Genomic DNA, 18,403 nt, shown 5'->3' on the forward strand with positions numbered 1-18,403 from the left:
GCCTTTTCGCACGATAAACGTCCAATTACGTTTTATTTCGCCAGGTACAGGTGGCGCGAAAAACGAATTCGTTTACACTGCGCTTTCTAAGCATGTTCCAGGGAAATGATTATGTTGAGATTTTTAAACCAGTGCTCCCGCGGTCGCGGAGCGTGGTTGTTAATGGCCCTGACCGCCTTTGCGCTGGAAATGGTCGCGCTGTGGTTCCAGCATGTAATGGGACTGAAACCTTGCGTGCTGTGTATTTACGAACGCTGCGCGCTGTTCGGCATTATGGGTGCGGGCCTGGTGGGTGCGATTGCCCCAAAATCGCCGCTTCGCTATGCCGGTATCGCCATCTGGATCTACAGCGCCTGGAAAGGAATTGAACTCTCCTGGCAGCACACCATGATGCAACTGCATCCGTCACCGTTTATGACCTGTGATTTTGCCGCCCGCTTCCCGAGCTGGCTGCCGCTGGACAAATGGCTGCCGCAGGTGTTTGTCGCATCCGGTGACTGCTCCGTTCGTCAGTGGGAATTCCTGACGCTGGAGATGCCGCAGTGGCTGGTGGGTATTTTTGCCGCCTACTTCGTCGTGGCGCTGCTGGTGCTGATCGCTCAGCCGTTCAAACCGAAGAAACGCGATCTTTTTGGAAGGTAAAAGCAAAACGGCAACCTCGGTTGCCGTTTTTTAGTGTTTGCGCCCTCTCCCGTGGGAGAGGGTTGGGGTGAGGGCATCAGGCCGCACAAACACAATAAAAAACCCGCCTCGGCGGGTTTTTTAATCTTAACGGGTCGGGTGGTTCATGATGTGGTCTTCCCAGTCACGCACCTCGGACTCTTTCACCGCGATGTGGCGCACAGAAATGCGTTCACCGTGCATCGCCGCTTTTGAACCGGTTAACAGCGGATGCCAGTCAGGCAGACCTTTCCCTTCCGCCAGCAGGCGATACGCGCAGGTATGCGGCAGCCATTCAAACGTCGGCAGATTATCCCGGGTTAACTTGATGCAGTCAGGCTCAAATTCAAACCGGCGCTCATAGTTGCGGCACTGACAGGTTTTAATGTTTAGCTGCTTGCAGGCAACGTTGGTGAAGTAGATTTCATCCGTATCTTCATCCATCAGCTTGTGCAGGCAGCACTGCCCACAGCCGTCGCACAATGATTCCCATTCCGCGTCAGTCATGTCGTCGAGAGTTTTGCTTTGCCAGAAAGGGATGTCGTTCATCAGGATGTCCACACGTCAAAAGAAAGCGCACCTTATAACGAGTCTGGCACGTTGTTGCAAGTTTTGCCGCCCTCTTGAGGCGGCAAGATGCGGTTACAGCACGCGGGTTTTCAGCGACAGGCCGTTAAAACCGACCTCAAGCTCGTCACCGCTGAGCAGCGGACCAACGCCTTCTGGGGTTCCGGTCAGGATCACATCACCCGGTTTCAGGGTAAAGAAGCGGCTCATGTAGGCGATCAGCGGCACAATCTTGTGGATCATGTCCGCGGTGGTGCCCTGCTGGCGGATCTCGCCGTTAATCTTCAGGCTGAGCGGCGTGTCCTGCGGATCGCCGGTAAATTCGCTCACCGGCACAAACGCCGAAATCGGGCAGGAATTATCAAACCCTTTGGCTTTTTCCCACGGCTGCCCTGCTTTCTTCATTTTGCCTTGAACGTCACGCAGGGTCAGATCCAGCGCCACGCCGTATCCGGCAATCGCTTTTTGAACATGTTCTTCTGAGGCCTGGCGCAGCGTCGCGCCGATCAGCACCGCGAGCTCAACTTCGTGATGCACCGAGCCCAGCCCCTGCGGCAGCGCCAGCGGCTGGCGGATATCGCAAAGCGCCGTTTCAGGCTTAATAAACAGGACCGGCTCTTCTGGCGTCGCGCTGCCCATCTCCTGAATATGTTTTGCGTAGTTGCTGCCCACGCAAACCACTTTGCTGACGGGATAATCCAGTAATGCACCTTGCCAGTTATGATGTTGATACATGGTCGACCCCTAAACGGTTGATGTGTTGTGCCCAAAAACAGTTGAGACTATTTTTTACCGTTCGCCTCAAGATGCTGTTTTAATAAATTCTCGGGTGGCGGTGGAAGCTGTAAATAATAGCCTTGCTCGGCTAAGGCCGTTTTCACTTTATCCAGATCGGCATTAATCAGTTTCTTACGACCATCAAGCGGCAGCAGCATCGCCAGCTGTGGTCGGCCAAAGTTCTTCATTAATTCGTCAGGCACGCGTGAAAAATCGTCTTTCTTTTCGACATAAAGATAGGTCTGGTCACGGCTTGTACTTCTGTAGATCACACAAAACATGTTTTTACTCTGAATTAATGGGTGGTTGCTTGCCTCAATATACTCCTGACTATAACATGCCTGATACTCTTCGGAATATCGCAGCGAGTGGTTGCGGTTAATAGCAAATTGAGTAAGGCCAGGATGTCAAACACGCCCATCGAGCTTAAAGGCAGTAGCTTCACCTTATCAGTGGTACATTTGCATGATGCAAAACCCGAGGTTATTCGTCAGGCGTTAGAAGACAAAATCGCCCAGGCTCCCGCCTTTCTGAAGCACGCCCCTGTTGTTATCAACGTTAGCGGTCTTGAGGCTCCGGTTAACTGGAAGCTTCTCCAGCAGGCCGTCTCCTCGACCGGACTGCGAATCGTGGGCATCAGCGGCTGCAAAGATACTGAGCTGAAAGCGGAAATTGAGCGTGCGGGGCTGCCTCTTCTGAATGAGGGTAAAGAAAAAGCCTCGCGTGCGGCACCCGTTGCCGTGCAAACGCCCCCTCCTGTGGTGCAAAACGTTACTACCGTCACAAAAACGCGAATGATTGATGTGCCGGTTCGTTCCGGTCAGCGCATTTATGCACCAAACTGTGATCTGATTGTTACAAGCCACGTCAGTGCTGGCGCTGAGCTGATTGCAGATGGCAATATTCACGTATACGGTATGATGCGTGGACGTGCGCTCGCAGGTGCAAGTGGCGATCGAGATGCGCAAATATTTTGTACTCACCTGACGGCGGAACTGGTGTCCATCGCAGGTGAATATTGGCTGAGCGACAAGATCCCAGCCGAATTTTATGGCAAAGCGGCTCGCCTGCTTCTGGCAGACGACGCGTTGACCGTTCAACCGTTGAATTGATCCCTTTTTAACAAGGAATTTCTATGGCACGCATTATTGTTGTTACTTCGGGTAAAGGAGGCGTTGGCAAGACCACCTCCAGCGCGGCCATCGCTACTGGTTTGGCCCAGAAGGGAAAGAAAACCATCGTTATCGACTTCGATATCGGTCTGCGTAACCTCGACCTCATCATGGGATGTGAGCGTCGCGTCGTGTATGACTTCGTAAACGTCATTCAGGGCGATGCCACGCTTAACCAGGCGATGATCAAAGACAAGCGCACCGAGAACCTCTACATTCTCCCGGCTTCTCAGACGCGTGACAAAGACGCCCTGACCCGTGAAGGCGTGGAAAAGGTGCTCGACGATCTGAAAAAAATGGATTTCGACTTCATTGTCTGCGACTCCCCTGCGGGCATCGAAACCGGTGCCCTGATGGCGCTCTACTTCGCTGATGAAGCGATCATCACCACCAACCCTGAAGTTTCATCCGTGCGTGACTCAGACCGAATTCTGGGCATCCTCGCCTCTAAATCCCGTCGTGCGGAAAATGGCGAAGACCCGATTAAAGAACACCTGCTGCTCACCCGCTACAATCCGGGCCGCGTGAACAAAGGTGACATGCTGAGCATGGAAGACGTGCTGGAGATCCTGCGCATTAAGCTGGTAGGCGTTATCCCGGAAGATCAGTCCGTGTTACGCGCGTCTAACCAGGGCGAGCCAGTGATCCTTGATACATTGGCAGATGCAGGTAAAGCTTACGCCGATACCGTTGACCGTCTGCTGGGAGAAGAACGTCCTTTCCGCTTCATTGAAGAAGAGAAGAAAGGTTTCCTCAAACGCCTGTTCGGAGGATAAGTTATGGCATTACTGGACTTTTTTCTCTCGCGGAAAAAGAACACCGCCAACATCGCAAAAGAACGTCTGCAAATTATCGTTGCGGAGCGTCGTCGTAGCGACGCCGAGCCTCACTACCTGCCGCAGCTGCGCAAGGACATCCTGGAAGTGATCTGTAAGTACGTGCAGATTGACCCGGAGATGGTGACGGTGCAGCTGGAACAAAAAGACGGGGATATTTCGATTCTGGAGCTGAACGTTACGCTCCCGGAAGCGGAAGAGTCGCGTTAATCCGTTTGTGGTTTTGTAGGCCGGGCAAGCGTCGCGCCGCCCGGCAATTTCCCCGGTGGCGCTGCGCTTACCGGGGCTACAATTCTTCAGCGTGGGTATGCTTCCAGCAGCGTATTCAGGCGATCGGCCATCAATTTCCCGCGCCAGCCCGCCACCATTTCCGGCACGCCACTCTGCGGCTTCAGCTTCCAGTGCCAGTTCAGCAGCTGGTTAATCTGACGACGTGAGGCGAGCAGTTCCGCGCTCAGCTTGCTTTCCGCTGCAACTGCCTGCACCAGCGCTTTGATATCCTTAAACGCTTTGCGATAGCCCGGCATGTCCATCAGGTTAAGCAGCGGTTCCGGCAGCGCATCTTCCGGCAGCTCCTGCGCTTTTGCGACCAGCGCCAGCAGGGTTTTGCCGTGGAAGCGGATCTCGCTGCCCGAAAGCCCAATGCTGTCCAGCTCGCCCAGGCTGCCCGGCATATAGCGCGCGACCGCCCAGAGATGCTCTTCGCGAACCACAAAGTTAACGGCCAGATCGCGCTCGCGCGCTTTACGCAAGCGCCAGTCTGCCAGCAGCTGCAGGCATGCCAGCTGACGCGTACGCAGCTGCCAGGCGTTGCTGATATCGCGCCAGGCCTCTTTCGGGTCGACCACTTCCTGACGACGCTGCTGGGTCATACGGCACTCGTCCAGCGCAGCAGCGAGCCAGCCGGAGGCTTCTGCCTCTTTCATCAGCTGTCCGGCAATCGGCAGCAGGTAAAACACGTCTGCCGCCGCATACTCCAGCTGACGCTCGGTAAGCGGACGCGCCAGCCAGTCGGTACGGGATTCGCTTTTATCCAGCGTCAGGCCCGTATACTCCTCTACCATGGCAGCAAAGCCCCATGAGAGCGGACGATTGCTGAATGCCGCGAGGATCTGCGTGTCAATCAGCGGCTGGGGCATGATGCCAAAGGTGTTCAGAAAGACTTCCAGATCCTCACTGCCTGCGTGCAGGTATTTCGTCACGGCGGTATCGAGCAGCAGGTCACGCATCGGCGTCCAGTCGGTAATGCCGAGAGGGTCAATCAGCGACACGTGTTTACCGTCGTACATCTGAATCAAACCCAGCTGCGGATAATAGGTCCGGGTACGGACAAACTCGGTATCCAGGGCAATGGCAGGAAAGTCGCGCGTCACTTCGCACAGCGAAGCCAGCTCGTCGTTGGTCGTGATCATCTGGTAATTCAAAACGGGTTCTCTTTTGTTTGCGCCCATAAAAAACGCCGGCTTAACCGGCGTCTGGGCGATTAGCGTGAAGCTCAGGCCTTATTGTCTACTTTGCCACGGGCTTCGTCACGTAATTCTCGTCGTAATATCTTTCCGACGTTGGATTTCGGCAGCTCATCGCGGAATTCAACCAGCTTCGGCACCTTGTAGCCCGTCAGCTGACGACGGCAGAACGTTACCAGCGCCTCCTCCGTCAGGGAAGGATCTTTCTTGACCACAAATATCTTAACCGCTTCGCCGCTGCTGCCGGAAGGGACACCGACAGCCGCCACCTCGAGTACGCCGCTGTGCTGCATAACCACGTCTTCGATCTCATTCGGATAGACGTTGAAGCCGGAGACCAGGATCATGTCTTTCTTACGATCGACGATGCGCAGGAAGCCCTCGTCATCCATTACCGCAATATCACCGGTGTGCAGCCAGCCGTCTTTGATGATTTCATCGGTCGCATCGGGACGCTGCCAGTAACCCAGCATCACCTGCGGACCTTTGACGCAAAGCTCACCCGGCTCGCCCGGCGCGACTTCGTTATCGTTATCATCGACCAGTTTGGCCTCGGTGGAAGGAACCGGCAGACCAATGCTTCCACTATGATAGTCGATATCGTGTGGGTTCACGCTGACCAGCGGAGCACATTCCGTCAGCCCATAGCCTTCCAGCAAATACTGACCGGTGAGCTTCACCCAGCGCTCGGCGACCGCCTGCTGAACCGGCATGCCGCCCCCCGCAGAGAGATGCAGCGTGGAGAAATCCAGCTGCTGGAACTCTTTGTTATTAAGCAGCGCGTTAAACAGGGTATTAACCCCGGTCATGGCGGTGAACGGATATTTCGCCAGCTCTTTCACCAGGCCCGGGATATCGCGCGGGTTGGTGATGAGGATGTTCTGGCCACCCAGTTCAATAAACAGCAGGCAGTTCATGGTCAGCGCAAAGATGTGATACAGCGGAAGCGCGGTGATCACCACCTCTTTGCCCGGATGCAGCAGCGGCCCGTAGGTGGCGTTCACCTGTTCAAGGTTTGCCAGCATATTGCGGTGGGTAAGCATGGCCCCTTTGGCGACGCCGGTGGTCCCGCCCGTGTATTGCAGAAACGCAAGATCTTCCGCGACCACTTCGGGTTTCACATACTGCATACGGTAGCCCGCATGCAGCGCGCGGCGGAAAGAGATGGCGTCCGGCAGGTGGTATTTTGGCACCAGGCGCTTGACGTATTTGACGACAAAGTTAACCAGCGTGCCTTTGGCTGTGGAGAGTTGATCCCCCATGCGCGTCAGGATGACGTGTTTAACCTGGGTTTTGTCGACCACTTTTTCCAGCGTATGGGCGAAGTTGGACACAATGACAATCGCGGCCGCGCCGCTGTCGTTCAGCTGATGCTCCAGCTCGCGCGGGGTGTACAGCGGGTTGACGTTGACGACAATCATCCCGGCTCGCAGGATACCAAACAACGCCACCGGGTATTGCAGCAGGTTCGGCATCATCAGCGCGACGCGGTCCCCTTTTTGCAGCCCCAGCCCTTCCTGCAGATACGCAGCAAACGCGCGGCTACGCTCCTCAAGCTTACGGAACGTCATGACCTCGCCCATATTCACGAATGCGGGCTGGTCCGCGTAGCGCCTTACCGAGTGCTCAAATAATTCCACCAGGGATTGATAACGGTCAGGATTGATCTCAGCAGGAACATCTGCGGGATAACGGTTAAGCCAAACCTTCTTCAATGCATCACCTCTGAAATGAGTGTTCGTCGTCATCACAACCCCGATAATAAACAGTTTGTTAACATTATATTAACTCAGCGTACCAGTTTATTAATTGTTCACATTTAAGGTTGCGAAGCGCGTCACTCTTTTTTTTCGTTTTATCCGTAAAAAAACAGAGACAGCGGCTGAGCCGCTGTCTCTTTTCTAACAATAACAGTAAGTTACTCAGTAACGATCGTCTGAACCTGTGCAGGACCCGGGTTATACCAGCCCCAGCCCGGGTAGCCGTAACGATAAGGATGTGGACCCCACATCCACGGATCCATCGGCTGAGGCGGCATGATCACCTGCTGTGCCAGCCGCCAGCGTTTATACCCGTTGACCTGCATGGTCATAAATTTATACGGCGTACTGCCGATTTTGCCCTGCACCGCGCCGGTAATCGGCCCGACGACGGTCACCAGCTGCCCGCGAAAATCGACCGGATCGAGGAAACCACTGACGTCCGCATAGATACGCCCGCGGGAGGCCTCACCCAGTACAGGCCGTGCGCCGCTGTCCAGCGGAACGGTCGCGATCTCCAGACGGGTTTTTCCCTGCTGGTTTTGTACGTCGATGACCTTACCGCCAAACCGCGCTTCCTGGCCAACGTACAGCTCAGGCGCATTCATCACCCGAACCAGATCCTGCTGTGGCGTCGGGCTGCTGCCCTTAATCGCATCAGGAACGGAAACGCATCCGCTCAGTGCTATGGCAACCGCGCCTGCCATAATAAGGCGTACTACTTTAGTCTGAACCGCCATGATGCGACTCCTTTTTCTCAGTTCCTGTTACTGAGATTCACTCGCGGCCCGGAAGTTTCTTCCACGCAACGGTGTTTCGCAAATAAACCGGCTCCGCGTGTTCAACGGCAACGGTTTTTCCTGCTGCGAGCAGCTGGGAGGCAATCGGAAGCATATCTTCCGCAGCCGGCAGCAGCATGTTGCCGTCCACCAGCGTCACCCCGGTGTCGTTTGCCATGTCAGGCCACGCCGGCCAGCCGGTGCCGACGGTTGCCCACTCGCCGGAGAGCTGTTGCAGCCGCTCAGTGACCGCTTCCGGCTTAAGCACGGCTTCCGTCTCTTCACCGTGCCATACGCCGTGCTCGTCGCGGGTGTATTCGGCCCAGTAAACTTCGCCCATGCGGGCATCAATCGCGGCCAGGACGCGCGTTGCCCCGGTCATGCGCCATGCGCCCTGCGCCATGGTGGCAAGGGTAGAGACGCCGATCATCGGCAGTTCGGCGCCCAGCGCCAGCCCCTGCGCAATGCCGATCCCGATACGTACGCCCGTAAAGCTGCCGGGGCCACGGCCAAAGGCCAGCGCGTCGAGGTCGGTTAAGGAGGTGTTGCCCTGGGTTAAAATGGCTTTTACCAGGGGCAGAATGCGTTGGGTGTGTTCCCGTGGGCACTCTTCGAAATGGGCAGAAACAGCACCGTCGTTCAACAGAGCGACAGAGCAAGCCTCTGTCGCAGTATCAATAGCCAGAATTCGCATCAGTCGTCGCGCTCTCGCAAGGGTCAGTCACAAAATGGCGCGCATCTTAGCACACTCCGGGGTAAATTACTCCGCCGTTGGGTTTGCCAGGAAACGCACCGCGCGTTTTATATCCCGCGTACGCGGCGCGGGCGGAAGGCTGGCGAGGAAGGTTGCCCCGTAAGGGCGCATCACCAGCCGGTTATCGCAAATGACCAGCACCCCGCGATCGGTAACGTCGCGGATCAATCGCCCTACCCCCTGCTTGAGCGTAATCACCGCGTCCGGCAGCTGTACCTCATCGAAAGGATCGCCCCCGCGCAGGCGGCAGTCTTCCATGCGCGCCTTCAGCAGCGGGTCGTCCGGGGAGGTAAACGGCAGCTTATCAATGATCACCAGCGAGAGCGTATCGCCCCGCACGTCCACCCCTTCCCAGAAGCTGCTGGTAGCCACCAGCAGGGCATTCCCGGCGCTGACAAACTGCTGTAACAGCTGGCCTTTGCTGGTTTCGCCCTGCAGCAGCACAGGCAGCGTCATGGTGGCGCGGAACTGCTCGGCGAGGTCACGCATCATGGCGTGAGAGGTGCAGAGCATAAAGCAGCGGCCGTTGTTGGCCTCGATCATCGGTTTTAACATCGCGGCCAGATGGCGCGCCGCACCCGGCTGGTTCGGCAGAGGCAGATTACGAGGCACGCAGAGCAGCGCCTGTTTTTCGTAATCGAACGGGCTGGGCAGGAGCAGGGATTCCGACGCCTCAATGCCGAGACGTTCCGTGAAGTGATGCAGATCGTCATTCACCGACAGGGTTGCCGAGGTGAAGATCCAGCTTCCCGGTTTTTGCGCCATCACCTCTTTAAACTTATCCGCTACCGTCAGCGGCGTGAGCGCCAGCGTGAAGTGCCGCGAGGTGCACTCATACCAGTAGCTGAACCCCGGCTGGTTAATCTCTTTCAGCCGTTTGAGCCGCCCGCGATAGAGCGTGGCGCGCTCGAAGGCCGCGTCCAGCAGCGCGGAGCGGCCGAGGGACAGTTTTGCCACGTCGTAGCAGAGTTCCAGGGCATCATCGAGCAGCAGCAGCGCGCGCTGAATGTTTTTGTCCGCGAGAAGCTCGCGCAGGTTACCGCGATAGCCCGGCTCGCCGAGCTGCAAGCGGAAATCCTGCGCGCTTTGCGCCAGACGGTCGGCGCATTTCTGCAGCTGCTGGGTATCTTTGAGTTCGGTCCGGTAGGCGATGGTGAAATCTTTCGCCAGATCCTGCAGCTGGCGGCTGGAAAGCGACTGGCCGAAATACTGGCTGGCGATGTCCGGAAGCTGGTGGGCTTCGTCGAAGATCATCACGTCCGCCTCCGGGATCAGCTCGCCGAAGCCGCTGTCCTTGACGACCATATCCGCGAGGAACAGATGGTGGTTCACCACCACCACGTCCGCGTCCATCGCCGTTTTGCGCGCTTTCACCACGAAGCAGTCTTTGTACAGCGGACAGTCGCTGCCGAGGCAGTTGTCGTTGGTGCTGGTCACCAGCGGCCAGGCCGGGGAATCTTCCGGCACGCTCGCGCAGGTGCTGATATCGCCCTCCTCGGTCTGGTTCGCCCAGGCGCGAAGGATAATGACGTCGCTGAGGGTTTGCACCGGCAGGTCGCCGCCCGCCAGCGCCTGCTGCTCAAGACGTTCCAGGCAGAGATAGTTAGAGCGCCCCTTCAGCAAGGCCAAACGCCCCTTGTATTTCAGCGCCTTAGCCACCGTGGGCAAATCGCGGCTGTAGAGCTGATCCTGCAGCGCCTTCGAACCGGTGGAAATAATCACCTTCTTTTTCGCGCGCAGCGCCGGAGCAAGGTAAGCATACGTTTTACCCGTGCCGGTACCGGCTTCGACCACCAGCGGCTGAGCCTTATCGATGGCGCGTGCAACGGCGTGCGCCATCTGACGCTGAGGCTCACGGGGCTTGAAGCCGGGAATAGCCTGCGCTAATTGACCTTCAGGGGAAAAATCGTCTGCCACGGTGCTCTCTCACTGTATTTTTGCACAGGGATTATGTCAGCCCATCCTCTCCTGTGCCACCCCAAATAGTGACGACACGAGAACAATATGGCAGTCTTGCCGCCTGACGACGAAAAATAACGAGGAAACGTTTATGACAATTGTGCGCATTGATGCCGAAGCCCGCTGGTCTGATGTGGTGATCCATAACCAGACGCTTTACTACACCGGCGTACCGGCTAACCTGGACGCGGATGCGTTCGAGCAGACGGCTAACACTCTGGCGCAGATTGACGCGGTGCTGGAAAAACAGGGCAGCGACAAATCCCGCATTCTGGATGCGACGATTTTCCTGGCAAACAAAGATGATTTCGCGGCGATGAACAAAGCCTGGGATGCATGGGTAGTGGCGGGTCACGCGCCTGTACGCTGCACCGTACAGGCCACGCTGATGAAACCGGAATATAAGGTAGAGATCAAGATTATCGCGGCGGTGTAAGTCCGATTACTCTTCTGGTTCTTCATCTTCATCTTCGAAACGCGCCATGATCCGCTCGCCGGAATGACTGGCGCGAATCTCCTCGGCGACAACGGTAATCGCCTGTCCGCTGCTCATCCCCTGGGACATCAGTTCCTGAATTCGCTCAACCGCTTTCTGCTGCTGTTCATGGCTCAGAGAAGGTAAACCTGCAAACATCGTCAACTCCTGCTAAATTATTCGCGCTAATTATTTCACGCTGCCCGGTAGTATGCCACACATGAACATGCGCTTCCCCACTGTTATTACCTTGCCCTGGCGTGCAGACGCCGCTGAATTCTGGTTTGCCCGCCTGAGCCATCTTCCGTTTGCGATGCTGCTGCATTCCGGCCATGCGGACCATCCCTATAGCCGCTTCGACATTCTGGTGGCCGATCCGCTAAAGACGCTGACAACCGATGACCTGTCGTTAACGGACGATCCCCTGAAACAGCTGCAGCAAGCCATTAGCGCGCTGGGCTTATCTGCCGCGCCGAACCCGGACCTCCCTTTTCAGGGAGGCGCGCTGGGCCTGTTTGGTTACGATCTGGGACGCCGTTTCGAAACGCTGCCGAAGCATGCGCAGGCTGATATTTCCCTGCCAGACATGGCCGTGGGGCTGTATGACTGGGCGTTAATTGTCGATCATCTGAAAAAAACGTTTTCCCTGCTGAGCCATCATGACGTGCAGGCGCGTCTGGCGTGGCTTGAGGCGCAGCAGCCTGCCCCGGCACAGACGTTTACGCTGACCTCCGGCTGGAGCTCAAATATGAGCGCAGCGGAGTATGCCGAAAAATTCGCGCGCGTTCAGGCGTATCTGCAAAGCGGTGACTGCTATCAGGTTAACCTCGCCCAGCGCTTCCAGGCGACATACCGGGGAGATGAGTGGCAGGCGTTTACCCGCCTAAATGCCAGCAATAAGGCGCCGTTCAGCGCGTTTGTCCGTCTGGAACAGGGGGCCATACTGAGCCTGTCTCCCGAGCGCTTTATTCATCTGGCCGAGGGCACGATTCAAACCCGTCCGATTAAAGGCACCCTGCCGCGTCTTGCCGATCCCGACGCCGATCGCCAGCAGGCGGAAAAGCTGGCCGCCTCGCCGAAAGACCGCGCCGAAAACCTGATGATTGTCGATCTGATGCGTAACGACATTGGCCGCGTCGCCGAACCGGGCAGCGTGCGCGTGCCGGAGCTGTTTGTCGTCGAGCCTTTCCCGGCGGTGCATCATCTGGTCAGTACCATTACCGCGCGTCTCCCTGCCTCTCGCACCGCCTGCGATCTGCTCCGCGCCGCGTTCCCGGGCGGCTCCATCACCGGCGCGCCAAAGGTACGGGCGATGGAGATTATTGATGAGCTGGAGCCGCACCGCCGCAACGCCTGGTGCGGCAGCATCGGCTATATCAGCCTGTGCGGCACCATGGATACCAGCATTACCATTCGCACGCTGACCGCCTGCGACGGAAACCTTTACTGTTCGGCCGGGGGCGGCATTGTTGCCGATAGCCAGGTCGATGCGGAATATCAGGAAACCTTTGATAAAGTTAACCGTATCCTGAAACAACTGGAGTAATCACGGGTGGAAAAAGAGAACCTGACGCTGGACGATTTTTTATCTCGCTTTCAGCTATTACGACCGCAGGTCAACCGCGAAGCGCTGAACCAGCGACAAGCGGCCGTGCTGATCCCGGTCGTGCGTCGCGCGCAGCCGGGCCTGCTGCTCACCCAGCGTTCTCCCCATTTACGTAAGCACGCGGGTCAGGTCGCCTTTCCGGGGGGGGCCGTAGACAGCTCCGACGCCTCGCTGATTGCCGCCGCGCTGCGGGAAGCGCAGGAAGAGGTGGCCATTCCGCCGGAGGCGGTGGAAGTTATCGGCGTGCTGCCGCCCGTCGACAGCGTTACCGGTTTTCAGGTCACGCCGGTGGTGGGCATTATCCCGCCCGGCCTGCAGTATCACGCCAGCGTCGATGAGGTGTCTGCGGTATTTGAAATGCCGCTTGAAGAGGCGCTCCGGCTAAGTCGTTATCACCCGCTGGATATCCATCGACGGGGGCATGACCATCGGGTCTGGTTGTCCTGGTATCAGCATTATTTTGTCTGGGGCATGACGGCGGGTATTATTCGCGAACTTGCGCTGCAAATCGGCCTGAAACCTTGACTATACTTTACATTCCATCCTTTTTTGCAGGTTTGCGATCCGCGTCGCGCTATTAGCAAAACCCATCGTTAACCATTAGTTTAATTCATGTGAATAGTTAAGCCGAGGTCGGTGTTCCCTCTTACACTATGCGCAGTTATAACATCGTTACTGGAACCCCGGTAACCCTGTCAGGAGTGTGAAAGTGATTAGTATATTCGACATGTTCAAAGTGGGAATTGGCCCTTCGTCTTCCCATACTGTTGGCCCGATGAAGGCCGGTAAACAGTTCGTCGATGATCTGGTCGAAAAAGGATTACTGGAAAGCGTTACCCGTGTCGCCGTGGATGTTTACGGCTCGCTGTCATTAACGGGTAAAGGCCACCACACCGATATCGCCATTATTATGGGTCTGGCAGGCAATATGCCGGATACCGTAGATATTGATGCCATCCCGGCATTCATCCGCGACGTGGAAACACGCGGCCGCCTGCTGCTGGCAAACGGCCAGCAGGAAGTCGATTTCCCGCAGGATGACGGCATGCGTTTTCGCAGCGACAACCTGCCGCTGCACGAAAACGGCATGACCATTCACGCTTACAGCGGTGAAAAAGAGATTTACAGCAAAACGTACTACTCCATCGGCGGTGGCTTCATCGTGGATGAAGAGCATTTTGGCAAAGACAGCGTCGGCGACGTCAGCGTACCGTACCCGTTCAAATCGGCTACCGAAATGCTGGGCTACTGCAAAGAGACCGGTCTTTCACTGTCCGGCATGGTGATGCAGAACGAACTGGCCCTGCACAGTAAAAAAGAGATTGAAGACTATTTTGCGAACGTCTGGCAAACCATGCGCGCCTGTATCGACCGCGGGATGAACACCGAAGGCGTTCTGCCGGGTCCACTGCGCGTACCGCGTCGTGCCTCTGCCCTGCGCCGTATGCTGGTGACCACGGACAAGTTCTCCAATGACCCGATGAACGTGGTCGACTGGGTAAACATGTTTGCCCTGGCGGTTAACGAAGAGAACGCCGCGGGTGGCCGCGTCGTGACGGCGCCAACCAACGGTGCCTGCGGTATCGTTCCGGCAGTGCTGGCGTATTACGATCACTTTATTGAGCCCGTGACGCCGGACATTTACATCCGCTATTTCCTGGCGGCAGGTGCCATCGGTGCGCTGTACAAAATGAACGCCTCCATTTCCGGCGCGGAAGTGGGCTGTCAGGGTGAAGTGGGCGTTGCCTGCTCCATGGCGGCGGCCGGTCTGGCAGAGCTGCTGGGCGCAAGCCCAGAGCAGGTCTGCGTGGCGGCGGAAATCGGTATGGAACATAACCTCGGTCTGACCTGTGACCCGGTCGCGGGCCAGGTGCAGGTGCCGTGCATTGAGCGTAACGCGATTGCCTCGGTGAAAGCCATCAACGCCTCACGTATGGCGATGCGCCGTACCAGCGAACCTCGCGTATCGCTGGATAAGGTGATTGAAACCATGTACGAAACCGGCAAGGACATGAACGCGAAATACCGCGAGACGTCCCGCGGTGGCCTGGCCATTAAGGTGCAGTGCGACTAATACTGCCTTTCGCCCATCTGCAACGGATGGGCGAATTTCCCTCTTCTTTCTCGTCTCCTTCTGCTTTCCCCACTACACTTTTACTGTTGCGTCCGGCTTTTGTGGCTGGAGGCTTATCAGGCGACCGTTCATGCAAACTGCACAAACGATCATTAAAAACTATCGCCGAAAACGCGTTATCGTCTGTGTCACGGTTGCGCTCCTCACGCTCATCCTGACGTTAGGCATTCGCTTTATTTCACAGCGCAATGTTAACCAACAGCGGATCCTCGATTTTACCAGCCACACCGTTCGCGCCCTTGATAACGTCCTGCTTTCTTTAGAGAACCGCCGCAGCGTGCTTCAGCCCCTGGTGGGGCAGCCCTGCCCGCAGGCGCACCTGGCGCTGCGAAAGCAGGCCGCCATTTTGCAGACGGTACGCTCCATCGCCCTGATTAACGACGGGATCCTGTACTGCTCGAGTATTTTCGGCAGCCGCAACGTGCCCGTTCGCGACTTCCTGAAAGAATTACCCTCCAGCACGGCGAAGCTGATTTTATCGAGCGACCAGTGGCTGCTTAAGGGTAGTCCGATATTGATCCAGTGGTATCCCGTCTCTCAGGACGGTGAAGCAGGCGTTATCGAGATCATCAATATCGACCTGATCGCCAAAATGATCCTCGAGCCCCAGCGCCCACTTATTAATGACGTGGCGCTGACCGTAGGCGATCGCTTTTTGCGCTATGGACAACGCGTCAGCGACAGCCTGACGTTTGATGAAAAGGGCTCTCTTTTCCGGCAGTCATCAACCCGAAATCCTTTCACCATTACGGTCAGCGGGCCAGGTCCTGGAGAGTTAGCCTTAAAAAGCCTGCCAGCCCAGCTGCCGCTGGGGCTGATGCTCAGCCTGCTGCTGGGCTATCTCGCCTGGCTGGCAACGGCAAACCGGATGAGCTTTACGTGGGAGATCGATATGGGCATTGCGGGGCGGGAATTTGAGCTTTTCTGCCAGCCGCTGGTGAATGCCCGTACCCAGGCGTGCACCGGCGTGGAGATCCTGCTGCGCTGGAATAATCCCCGTCAGGGTTGGATCACCCCGGAGGTGTTTATCCCTCTGGCAGAAGAGCATAACCAGATTGTCCCCCTGACCCGCTATGTCATCGCCGAAACGGTGCGCCAGATAGGCTACTTCCCTTCCAGCGCCGGTTTTCACATCGGTATTAACGTCGCTGCCAGCCATTTCCGCCACGCGGTGTTAATACAGGACCTGAACCGCCTCTGGTTCAGCGCCAGTCCGCTCCAGCAGCTGGTGATTGAACTCACTGAACGGGATGCGCTGCTGGATGCGGATTATCGCATCGTGCGGGAACTGCATCGCAAAGGGGTGAAGCTCGCCATCGACGATTTTGGTACCGGGAACAGCTCCCTCTCCTGGCTTGAAAAGCTGCACCCGGACGTGCTGAAAATCGACCAGTCGTTTACCACCGCCATCGGTACCGACGCCGTGAACTCGACGGTGACGGATATGATTATTGCGCTGGGTCAGCGGCTGAATATTGAACTGGTGGCTGAAGGGGTCGAGACGGAGGAGCAGGCGCGCTACTTGCGCCGTCATGGCGTGCCTGTCCTGCAGGGTTTTTTCTATGCGCGGCCGATGCCGCTGCGGGATTTTCCGAAGTGGCTGGCGGGAAGTTCATCCCCGCCAGCGCATCATAACGGGCACATCGTGCCGTTAATGCCGCTGCGCTAAGCCGGCTTACTCATCTTCGTCGTGGGCAGATTGTTCTTTAACAATGCGAACCATATCAACCCGATAGTCGTTGGCTTCAACGATCGTAATGTGCAGCGGCCCCAGCTCGATCACATCTCCGACGCGCGGGATTTGCCCGTTAACAGCGATAACCAGACCGGCAACGGTCGCGATGTCTTCTTCATCGTTGATCACGTTTTCCAGCCCCAGCGTGTGCGAGAGCGCGTGCAGGTCGGTGGTACCTTTAACCAGCCAGCCTTCACCGTCGGCAACGATCTCTGGCGTTTCGTCGGCATCCGGGAATTCACCGGCAATCGCTTCCAGCACGTCCAGCGGCGTAACCAGCCCCTGCACCACGCCAAACTCGTTGGTGACGATAACAAAGCTACCGCGAGCGCGACGCAGCACCCCGAGCAGGTTGATAGGATCCAGCGTTTCCGGCACGACAATTGCAGGCGACGCGGCGGCAACGGCTTCCACGTTAACGCCCTCTTCCAGGGCCACCAGCATCTCTTTCGCCCGCACGACGCCGATGATCTCATCCAGCTCTCCGCGACACACCGGGAACAGGCTGTGCGGAGAAGAGAGCAGCTGCTGGCGAATTTCATCCACGCTCAGGTTTGCATCAACCCAGCTGATTTCCCCGCGCGGCGTCATGATGCCGCGCAGCGAACGGGAGGCCAGGGAGAGCACGCCGTTGATCATGTAGCGCTCTTGTTCCACAAACGCCCCTTCCGGGACCGGAACCGGGTTATGGTTTTCGGAATCAGACTGAACGTTCACCTGACGACGACCGCCCATCAGGCGCAGAATGGCATCTGCGGTACGGGCGCGCAGCGGCTGATTCGACTGCTGCTTAATAAAGTTACGGCGCGCAATCTGGTTGAACAGTTCGATCAGGATCGAGAAGCCAATCGCGGCGTACAGGTAGCCTTTCGGAATATGGAAGCCAAAACCTTCCGCCACCAGGCTCAGGCCAATCATCAGCAGGAAGCTCAGACACAGCACGACCACCGTCGGATGCTGGTTGACGAAGCGCGTCAGCGGCTTCGAGGCCAGCAGCATGACCGCCATCGCAATGACGACAGCCGCCATCATTACCGGCAGATGATTCACCATGCCGACCGCTGTGATCACCGCATCCAGCGAGAAGACCGCATCAAGCACCACGATCTGCAGCACCACCACCCAGAAGCTGGCATAGCCTTTACCGTGCCCATCATCGTGCTGACGGTTTTCCAGCCGCTCGTGTAGCTCCGTCGTCGCTTTGAAAAGCAGGAATATCCCCCCGATCAGCATGATTAAATCACGCCCGGAGAAGGTGTAGTCCATGACGGAGAACAGCGGTTTGGTCAGCGTGACCATCCAGGAGATGACGGAGAGCAGCCCCAGTCGCATAACCAGCGCCAGCGAGAGACCAATCAGACGCGCTTTATCACGCTGTTTTGGCGGCAGTTTGTCCGCAAGGATGGCGATAAACACCAGGTTATCAATGCCGAGAACAATCTCCAGCACCACCAGCGTGAGCAATCCCACCCAGATTGACGGGTCCATTAAGAATTCCATGACAAGCTCCTGCTAAAGGAATGACGAAACGGTGCCCCACTCAACGTGGGCAAAACAGAGGCAAACAGAGTCGATACGTGGCGAGGATCGCCGGTGAATAAGGCGCGAAGTGGCCTGACAGATGACTGACGTCGGTGACGGTCCATATAGTGGGCTGTAGCCCTATACTCCTGAACTATTAAACGGAGGCTAAACATATCAGAGACACTGTGTTTTTAGCAAA

20 protein-coding genes are annotated in these 18,403 nt (G+C 56.9%); 9 read left to right on the forward strand and 11 right to left on the reverse strand.

All coding sequences use genetic code 11. The features are described from left to right. The first annotated feature begins 111 nt into the window (after positions 1–111). Positions 112–642 (forward strand): disulfide bond formation protein DsbB, encoded by a 531-nt coding sequence (gene dsbB / locus P346_RS15335; protein ID WP_024909807.1) that lies wholly within the window; start codon positions 112–114, stop codon positions 640–642. Between the two features lie 126 nt (positions 643–768). Here the strand turns inward: dsbB and P346_RS15330 are convergent, their stop codons facing one another. The 3 genes from P346_RS15330 to P346_RS15320 all read right to left on the reverse strand — a co-directional run bounded on the left by P346_RS15330 (position 769) and on the right by P346_RS15320 (position 2,285). Next, positions 769–1,209 (reverse strand): YcgN family cysteine cluster protein, encoded by a 441-nt coding sequence (locus tag P346_RS15330; RefSeq protein WP_024909872.1) that lies wholly within the window; start codon positions 1,207–1,209, stop codon positions 769–771. A gap of 93 nt (positions 1,210–1,302) precedes the next feature. Then, positions 1,303–1,962 (reverse strand): fumarylacetoacetate hydrolase family protein, encoded by a 660-nt coding sequence (locus P346_RS15325; protein WP_032658472.1) that lies wholly within the window; start codon positions 1,960–1,962, stop codon positions 1,303–1,305. 47 nt (positions 1,963–2,009) lie between these two features. Continuing rightward, positions 2,010–2,285, reverse strand: a complete 276-nt coding sequence (locus P346_RS15320; protein ID WP_032658474.1) for a YcgL domain-containing protein — start codon at positions 2,283–2,285, stop codon at positions 2,010–2,012. Between the two features lie 123 nt (positions 2,286–2,408). On the opposite strand from P346_RS15320, the gene minC reads away from it, so the two are divergent. The 3 genes from minC to minE are packed head-to-tail and all read left to right on the forward strand — an operon-like array spanning position 2,409 to position 4,222. Then, positions 2,409–3,116, forward strand: a complete 708-nt coding sequence (minC, locus tag P346_RS15315; protein ID WP_032658477.1) for a septum site-determining protein MinC — start codon at positions 2,409–2,411, stop codon at positions 3,114–3,116. A 23-nt stretch (positions 3,117–3,139) separates the two neighbouring features. Further along, positions 3,140–3,952 (forward strand): septum site-determining protein MinD, encoded by an 813-nt coding sequence (gene minD / locus P346_RS15310; RefSeq protein WP_029742160.1) that lies wholly within the window; start codon positions 3,140–3,142, stop codon positions 3,950–3,952. A 3-nt stretch (positions 3,953–3,955) separates the two neighbouring features. Next, complete coding sequence (gene minE / locus P346_RS15305; protein ID WP_024909868.1) at positions 3,956–4,222, forward strand: cell division topological specificity factor MinE; 267 nt, start codon at positions 3,956–3,958, stop codon at positions 4,220–4,222. Positions 4,223–4,308: 86 nt separating this feature from the next. On the opposite strand, the gene rnd is transcribed toward minE, so the two are convergent. The 5 genes from rnd to P346_RS15280 form a co-directional block, all read right to left on the reverse strand. Continuing rightward, a complete protein-coding gene (gene rnd, locus P346_RS15300) occupies positions 4,309–5,436 on the reverse strand; it encodes a ribonuclease D (RefSeq protein ID WP_152537850.1) in 1,128 nt (375 codons plus the stop codon). Positions 5,437–5,507: 71 nt separating this feature from the next. Then, positions 5,508–7,193 carry a long-chain-fatty-acid--CoA ligase FadD gene (gene fadD, locus P346_RS15295; RefSeq protein WP_133549346.1) on the reverse strand — a complete coding sequence of 562 codons (1,686 nt, stop codon included), beginning with the start codon at positions 7,191–7,193 and terminating at the stop codon, positions 5,508–5,510. A 203-nt stretch (positions 7,194–7,396) separates the two neighbouring features. Continuing rightward, complete coding sequence (locus P346_RS15290) at positions 7,397–7,978, reverse strand: Slp family lipoprotein (RefSeq protein WP_032658483.1); 582 nt, start codon at positions 7,976–7,978, stop codon at positions 7,397–7,399. 37 nt (positions 7,979–8,015) lie between these two features. Further along, positions 8,016–8,711, reverse strand: coding sequence for a tRNA (adenosine(37)-N6)-threonylcarbamoyltransferase complex dimerization subunit type 1 TsaB (gene tsaB / locus P346_RS15285; RefSeq protein ID WP_032658484.1), 696 nt, complete (start codon positions 8,709–8,711; stop codon positions 8,016–8,018). A 66-nt stretch (positions 8,712–8,777) separates the two neighbouring features. Further along, the gene (locus tag P346_RS15280) at positions 8,778–10,688 is read right to left on the reverse strand and encodes an ATP-dependent DNA helicase (protein ID WP_032658487.1); all 1,911 of its coding nucleotides are present in this window, start codon (positions 10,686–10,688) and stop codon (positions 8,778–8,780) included. A gap of 133 nt (positions 10,689–10,821) precedes the next feature. On the opposite strand from P346_RS15280, the gene P346_RS15275 reads away from it, so the two are divergent. Then, positions 10,822–11,166 (forward strand): RidA family protein, encoded by a 345-nt coding sequence (locus P346_RS15275; protein WP_008500498.1) that lies wholly within the window; start codon positions 10,822–10,824, stop codon positions 11,164–11,166. 6 nt (positions 11,167–11,172) lie between these two features. Here P346_RS15275 and P346_RS15270 read toward each other — a convergent pair whose 3' ends face one another. Continuing rightward, positions 11,173–11,364 carry a YoaH family protein gene (locus P346_RS15270; protein ID WP_032658489.1) on the reverse strand — a complete coding sequence of 64 codons (192 nt, stop codon included), beginning with the start codon at positions 11,362–11,364 and terminating at the stop codon, positions 11,173–11,175. 61 nt (positions 11,365–11,425) lie between these two features. Here P346_RS15270 and pabB point away from each other — a divergent pair, with 61 nt between their 5' ends. From pabB to P346_RS15250, 4 genes are all read left to right on the forward strand, one after another. Beyond that, a complete protein-coding gene (gene pabB / locus P346_RS15265; RefSeq protein ID WP_032658492.1) occupies positions 11,426–12,751 on the forward strand; it encodes an aminodeoxychorismate synthase component 1 in 1,326 nt (441 codons plus the stop codon). A gap of 6 nt (positions 12,752–12,757) precedes the next feature. Beyond that, positions 12,758–13,336 carry a CoA pyrophosphatase gene (locus P346_RS15260; protein ID WP_023312196.1) on the forward strand — a complete coding sequence of 193 codons (579 nt, stop codon included), beginning with the start codon at positions 12,758–12,760 and terminating at the stop codon, positions 13,334–13,336. Positions 13,337–13,520: 184 nt separating this feature from the next. Continuing rightward, positions 13,521–14,885, forward strand: a complete 1,365-nt coding sequence (gene sdaA, locus P346_RS15255; protein WP_023312197.1) for an L-serine ammonia-lyase — start codon at positions 13,521–13,523, stop codon at positions 14,883–14,885. Positions 14,886–15,015: 130 nt separating this feature from the next. After that, positions 15,016–16,614, forward strand: a complete 1,599-nt coding sequence (locus tag P346_RS15250; protein WP_032658495.1) for an EAL domain-containing protein — start codon at positions 15,016–15,018, stop codon at positions 16,612–16,614. A gap of 6 nt (positions 16,615–16,620) precedes the next feature. Here the strand turns inward: P346_RS15250 and yoaE are convergent, their stop codons facing one another. Beyond that, a complete protein-coding gene (gene yoaE / locus P346_RS15245; RefSeq protein WP_032658497.1) occupies positions 16,621–18,180 on the reverse strand; it encodes a CNNM family cation transport protein YoaE in 1,560 nt (519 codons plus the stop codon). Next, positions 18,168–18,377 (reverse strand): protein YoaL, encoded by a 210-nt coding sequence (locus tag P346_RS23715; RefSeq protein ID WP_071995959.1) that lies wholly within the window; start codon positions 18,375–18,377, stop codon positions 18,168–18,170. Before P346_RS23715 ends, yoaE begins: the two co-directional genes overlap by 13 nt. Positions 18,378–18,403 lie beyond the last annotated feature (26 nt).

Origin of the sequence: Enterobacter sp. DC1, assembly GCF_000568075.1 — a bacterium.
Classification (GTDB): domain Bacteria; phylum Pseudomonadota; class Gammaproteobacteria; order Enterobacterales; family Enterobacteriaceae; genus Enterobacter; species Enterobacter asburiae.

Coding starts and splice junctions, on each gene's coding strand:
- pabB (WP_032658492.1), top strand. CDS start 11,426: ATGAACATGCGCTTCCCCACTGTTATTACCTTGCCCTGGCGTGCAGAC.
- P346_RS15320 (WP_032658474.1), bottom strand. CDS start 2,285: ATGTTTTGTGTGATCTACAGAAGTACAAGCCGTGACCAGACCTATCTT.
- P346_RS23715 (WP_071995959.1), bottom strand. CDS start 18,377: ATGTTTAGCCTCCGTTTAATAGTTCAGGAGTATAGGGCTACAGCCCAC.
- minE (WP_024909868.1), top strand. CDS start 3,956: ATGGCATTACTGGACTTTTTTCTCTCGCGGAAAAAGAACACCGCCAAC.
- P346_RS15275 (WP_008500498.1), top strand. CDS start 10,822: ATGACAATTGTGCGCATTGATGCCGAAGCCCGCTGGTCTGATGTGGTG.
- P346_RS15250 (WP_032658495.1), top strand. CDS start 15,016: ATGCAAACTGCACAAACGATCATTAAAAACTATCGCCGAAAACGCGTT.
- minD (WP_029742160.1), top strand. CDS start 3,140: ATGGCACGCATTATTGTTGTTACTTCGGGTAAAGGAGGCGTTGGCAAG.
- minC (WP_032658477.1), top strand. CDS start 2,409: ATGTCAAACACGCCCATCGAGCTTAAAGGCAGTAGCTTCACCTTATCA.
- P346_RS15290 (WP_032658483.1), bottom strand. CDS start 7,978: ATGGCGGTTCAGACTAAAGTAGTACGCCTTATTATGGCAGGCGCGGTT.
- P346_RS15330 (WP_024909872.1), bottom strand. CDS start 1,209: ATGAACGACATCCCTTTCTGGCAAAGCAAAACTCTCGACGACATGACT.
- yoaE (WP_032658497.1), bottom strand. CDS start 18,180: ATGGAATTCTTAATGGACCCGTCAATCTGGGTGGGATTGCTCACGCTG.
- P346_RS15270 (WP_032658489.1), bottom strand. CDS start 11,364: ATGTTTGCAGGTTTACCTTCTCTGAGCCATGAACAGCAGCAGAAAGCG.
- tsaB (WP_032658484.1), bottom strand. CDS start 8,711: ATGCGAATTCTGGCTATTGATACTGCGACAGAGGCTTGCTCTGTCGCT.
- dsbB (WP_024909807.1), top strand. CDS start 112: ATGTTGAGATTTTTAAACCAGTGCTCCCGCGGTCGCGGAGCGTGGTTG.
- P346_RS15325 (WP_032658472.1), bottom strand. CDS start 1,962: ATGTATCAACATCATAACTGGCAAGGTGCATTACTGGATTATCCCGTC.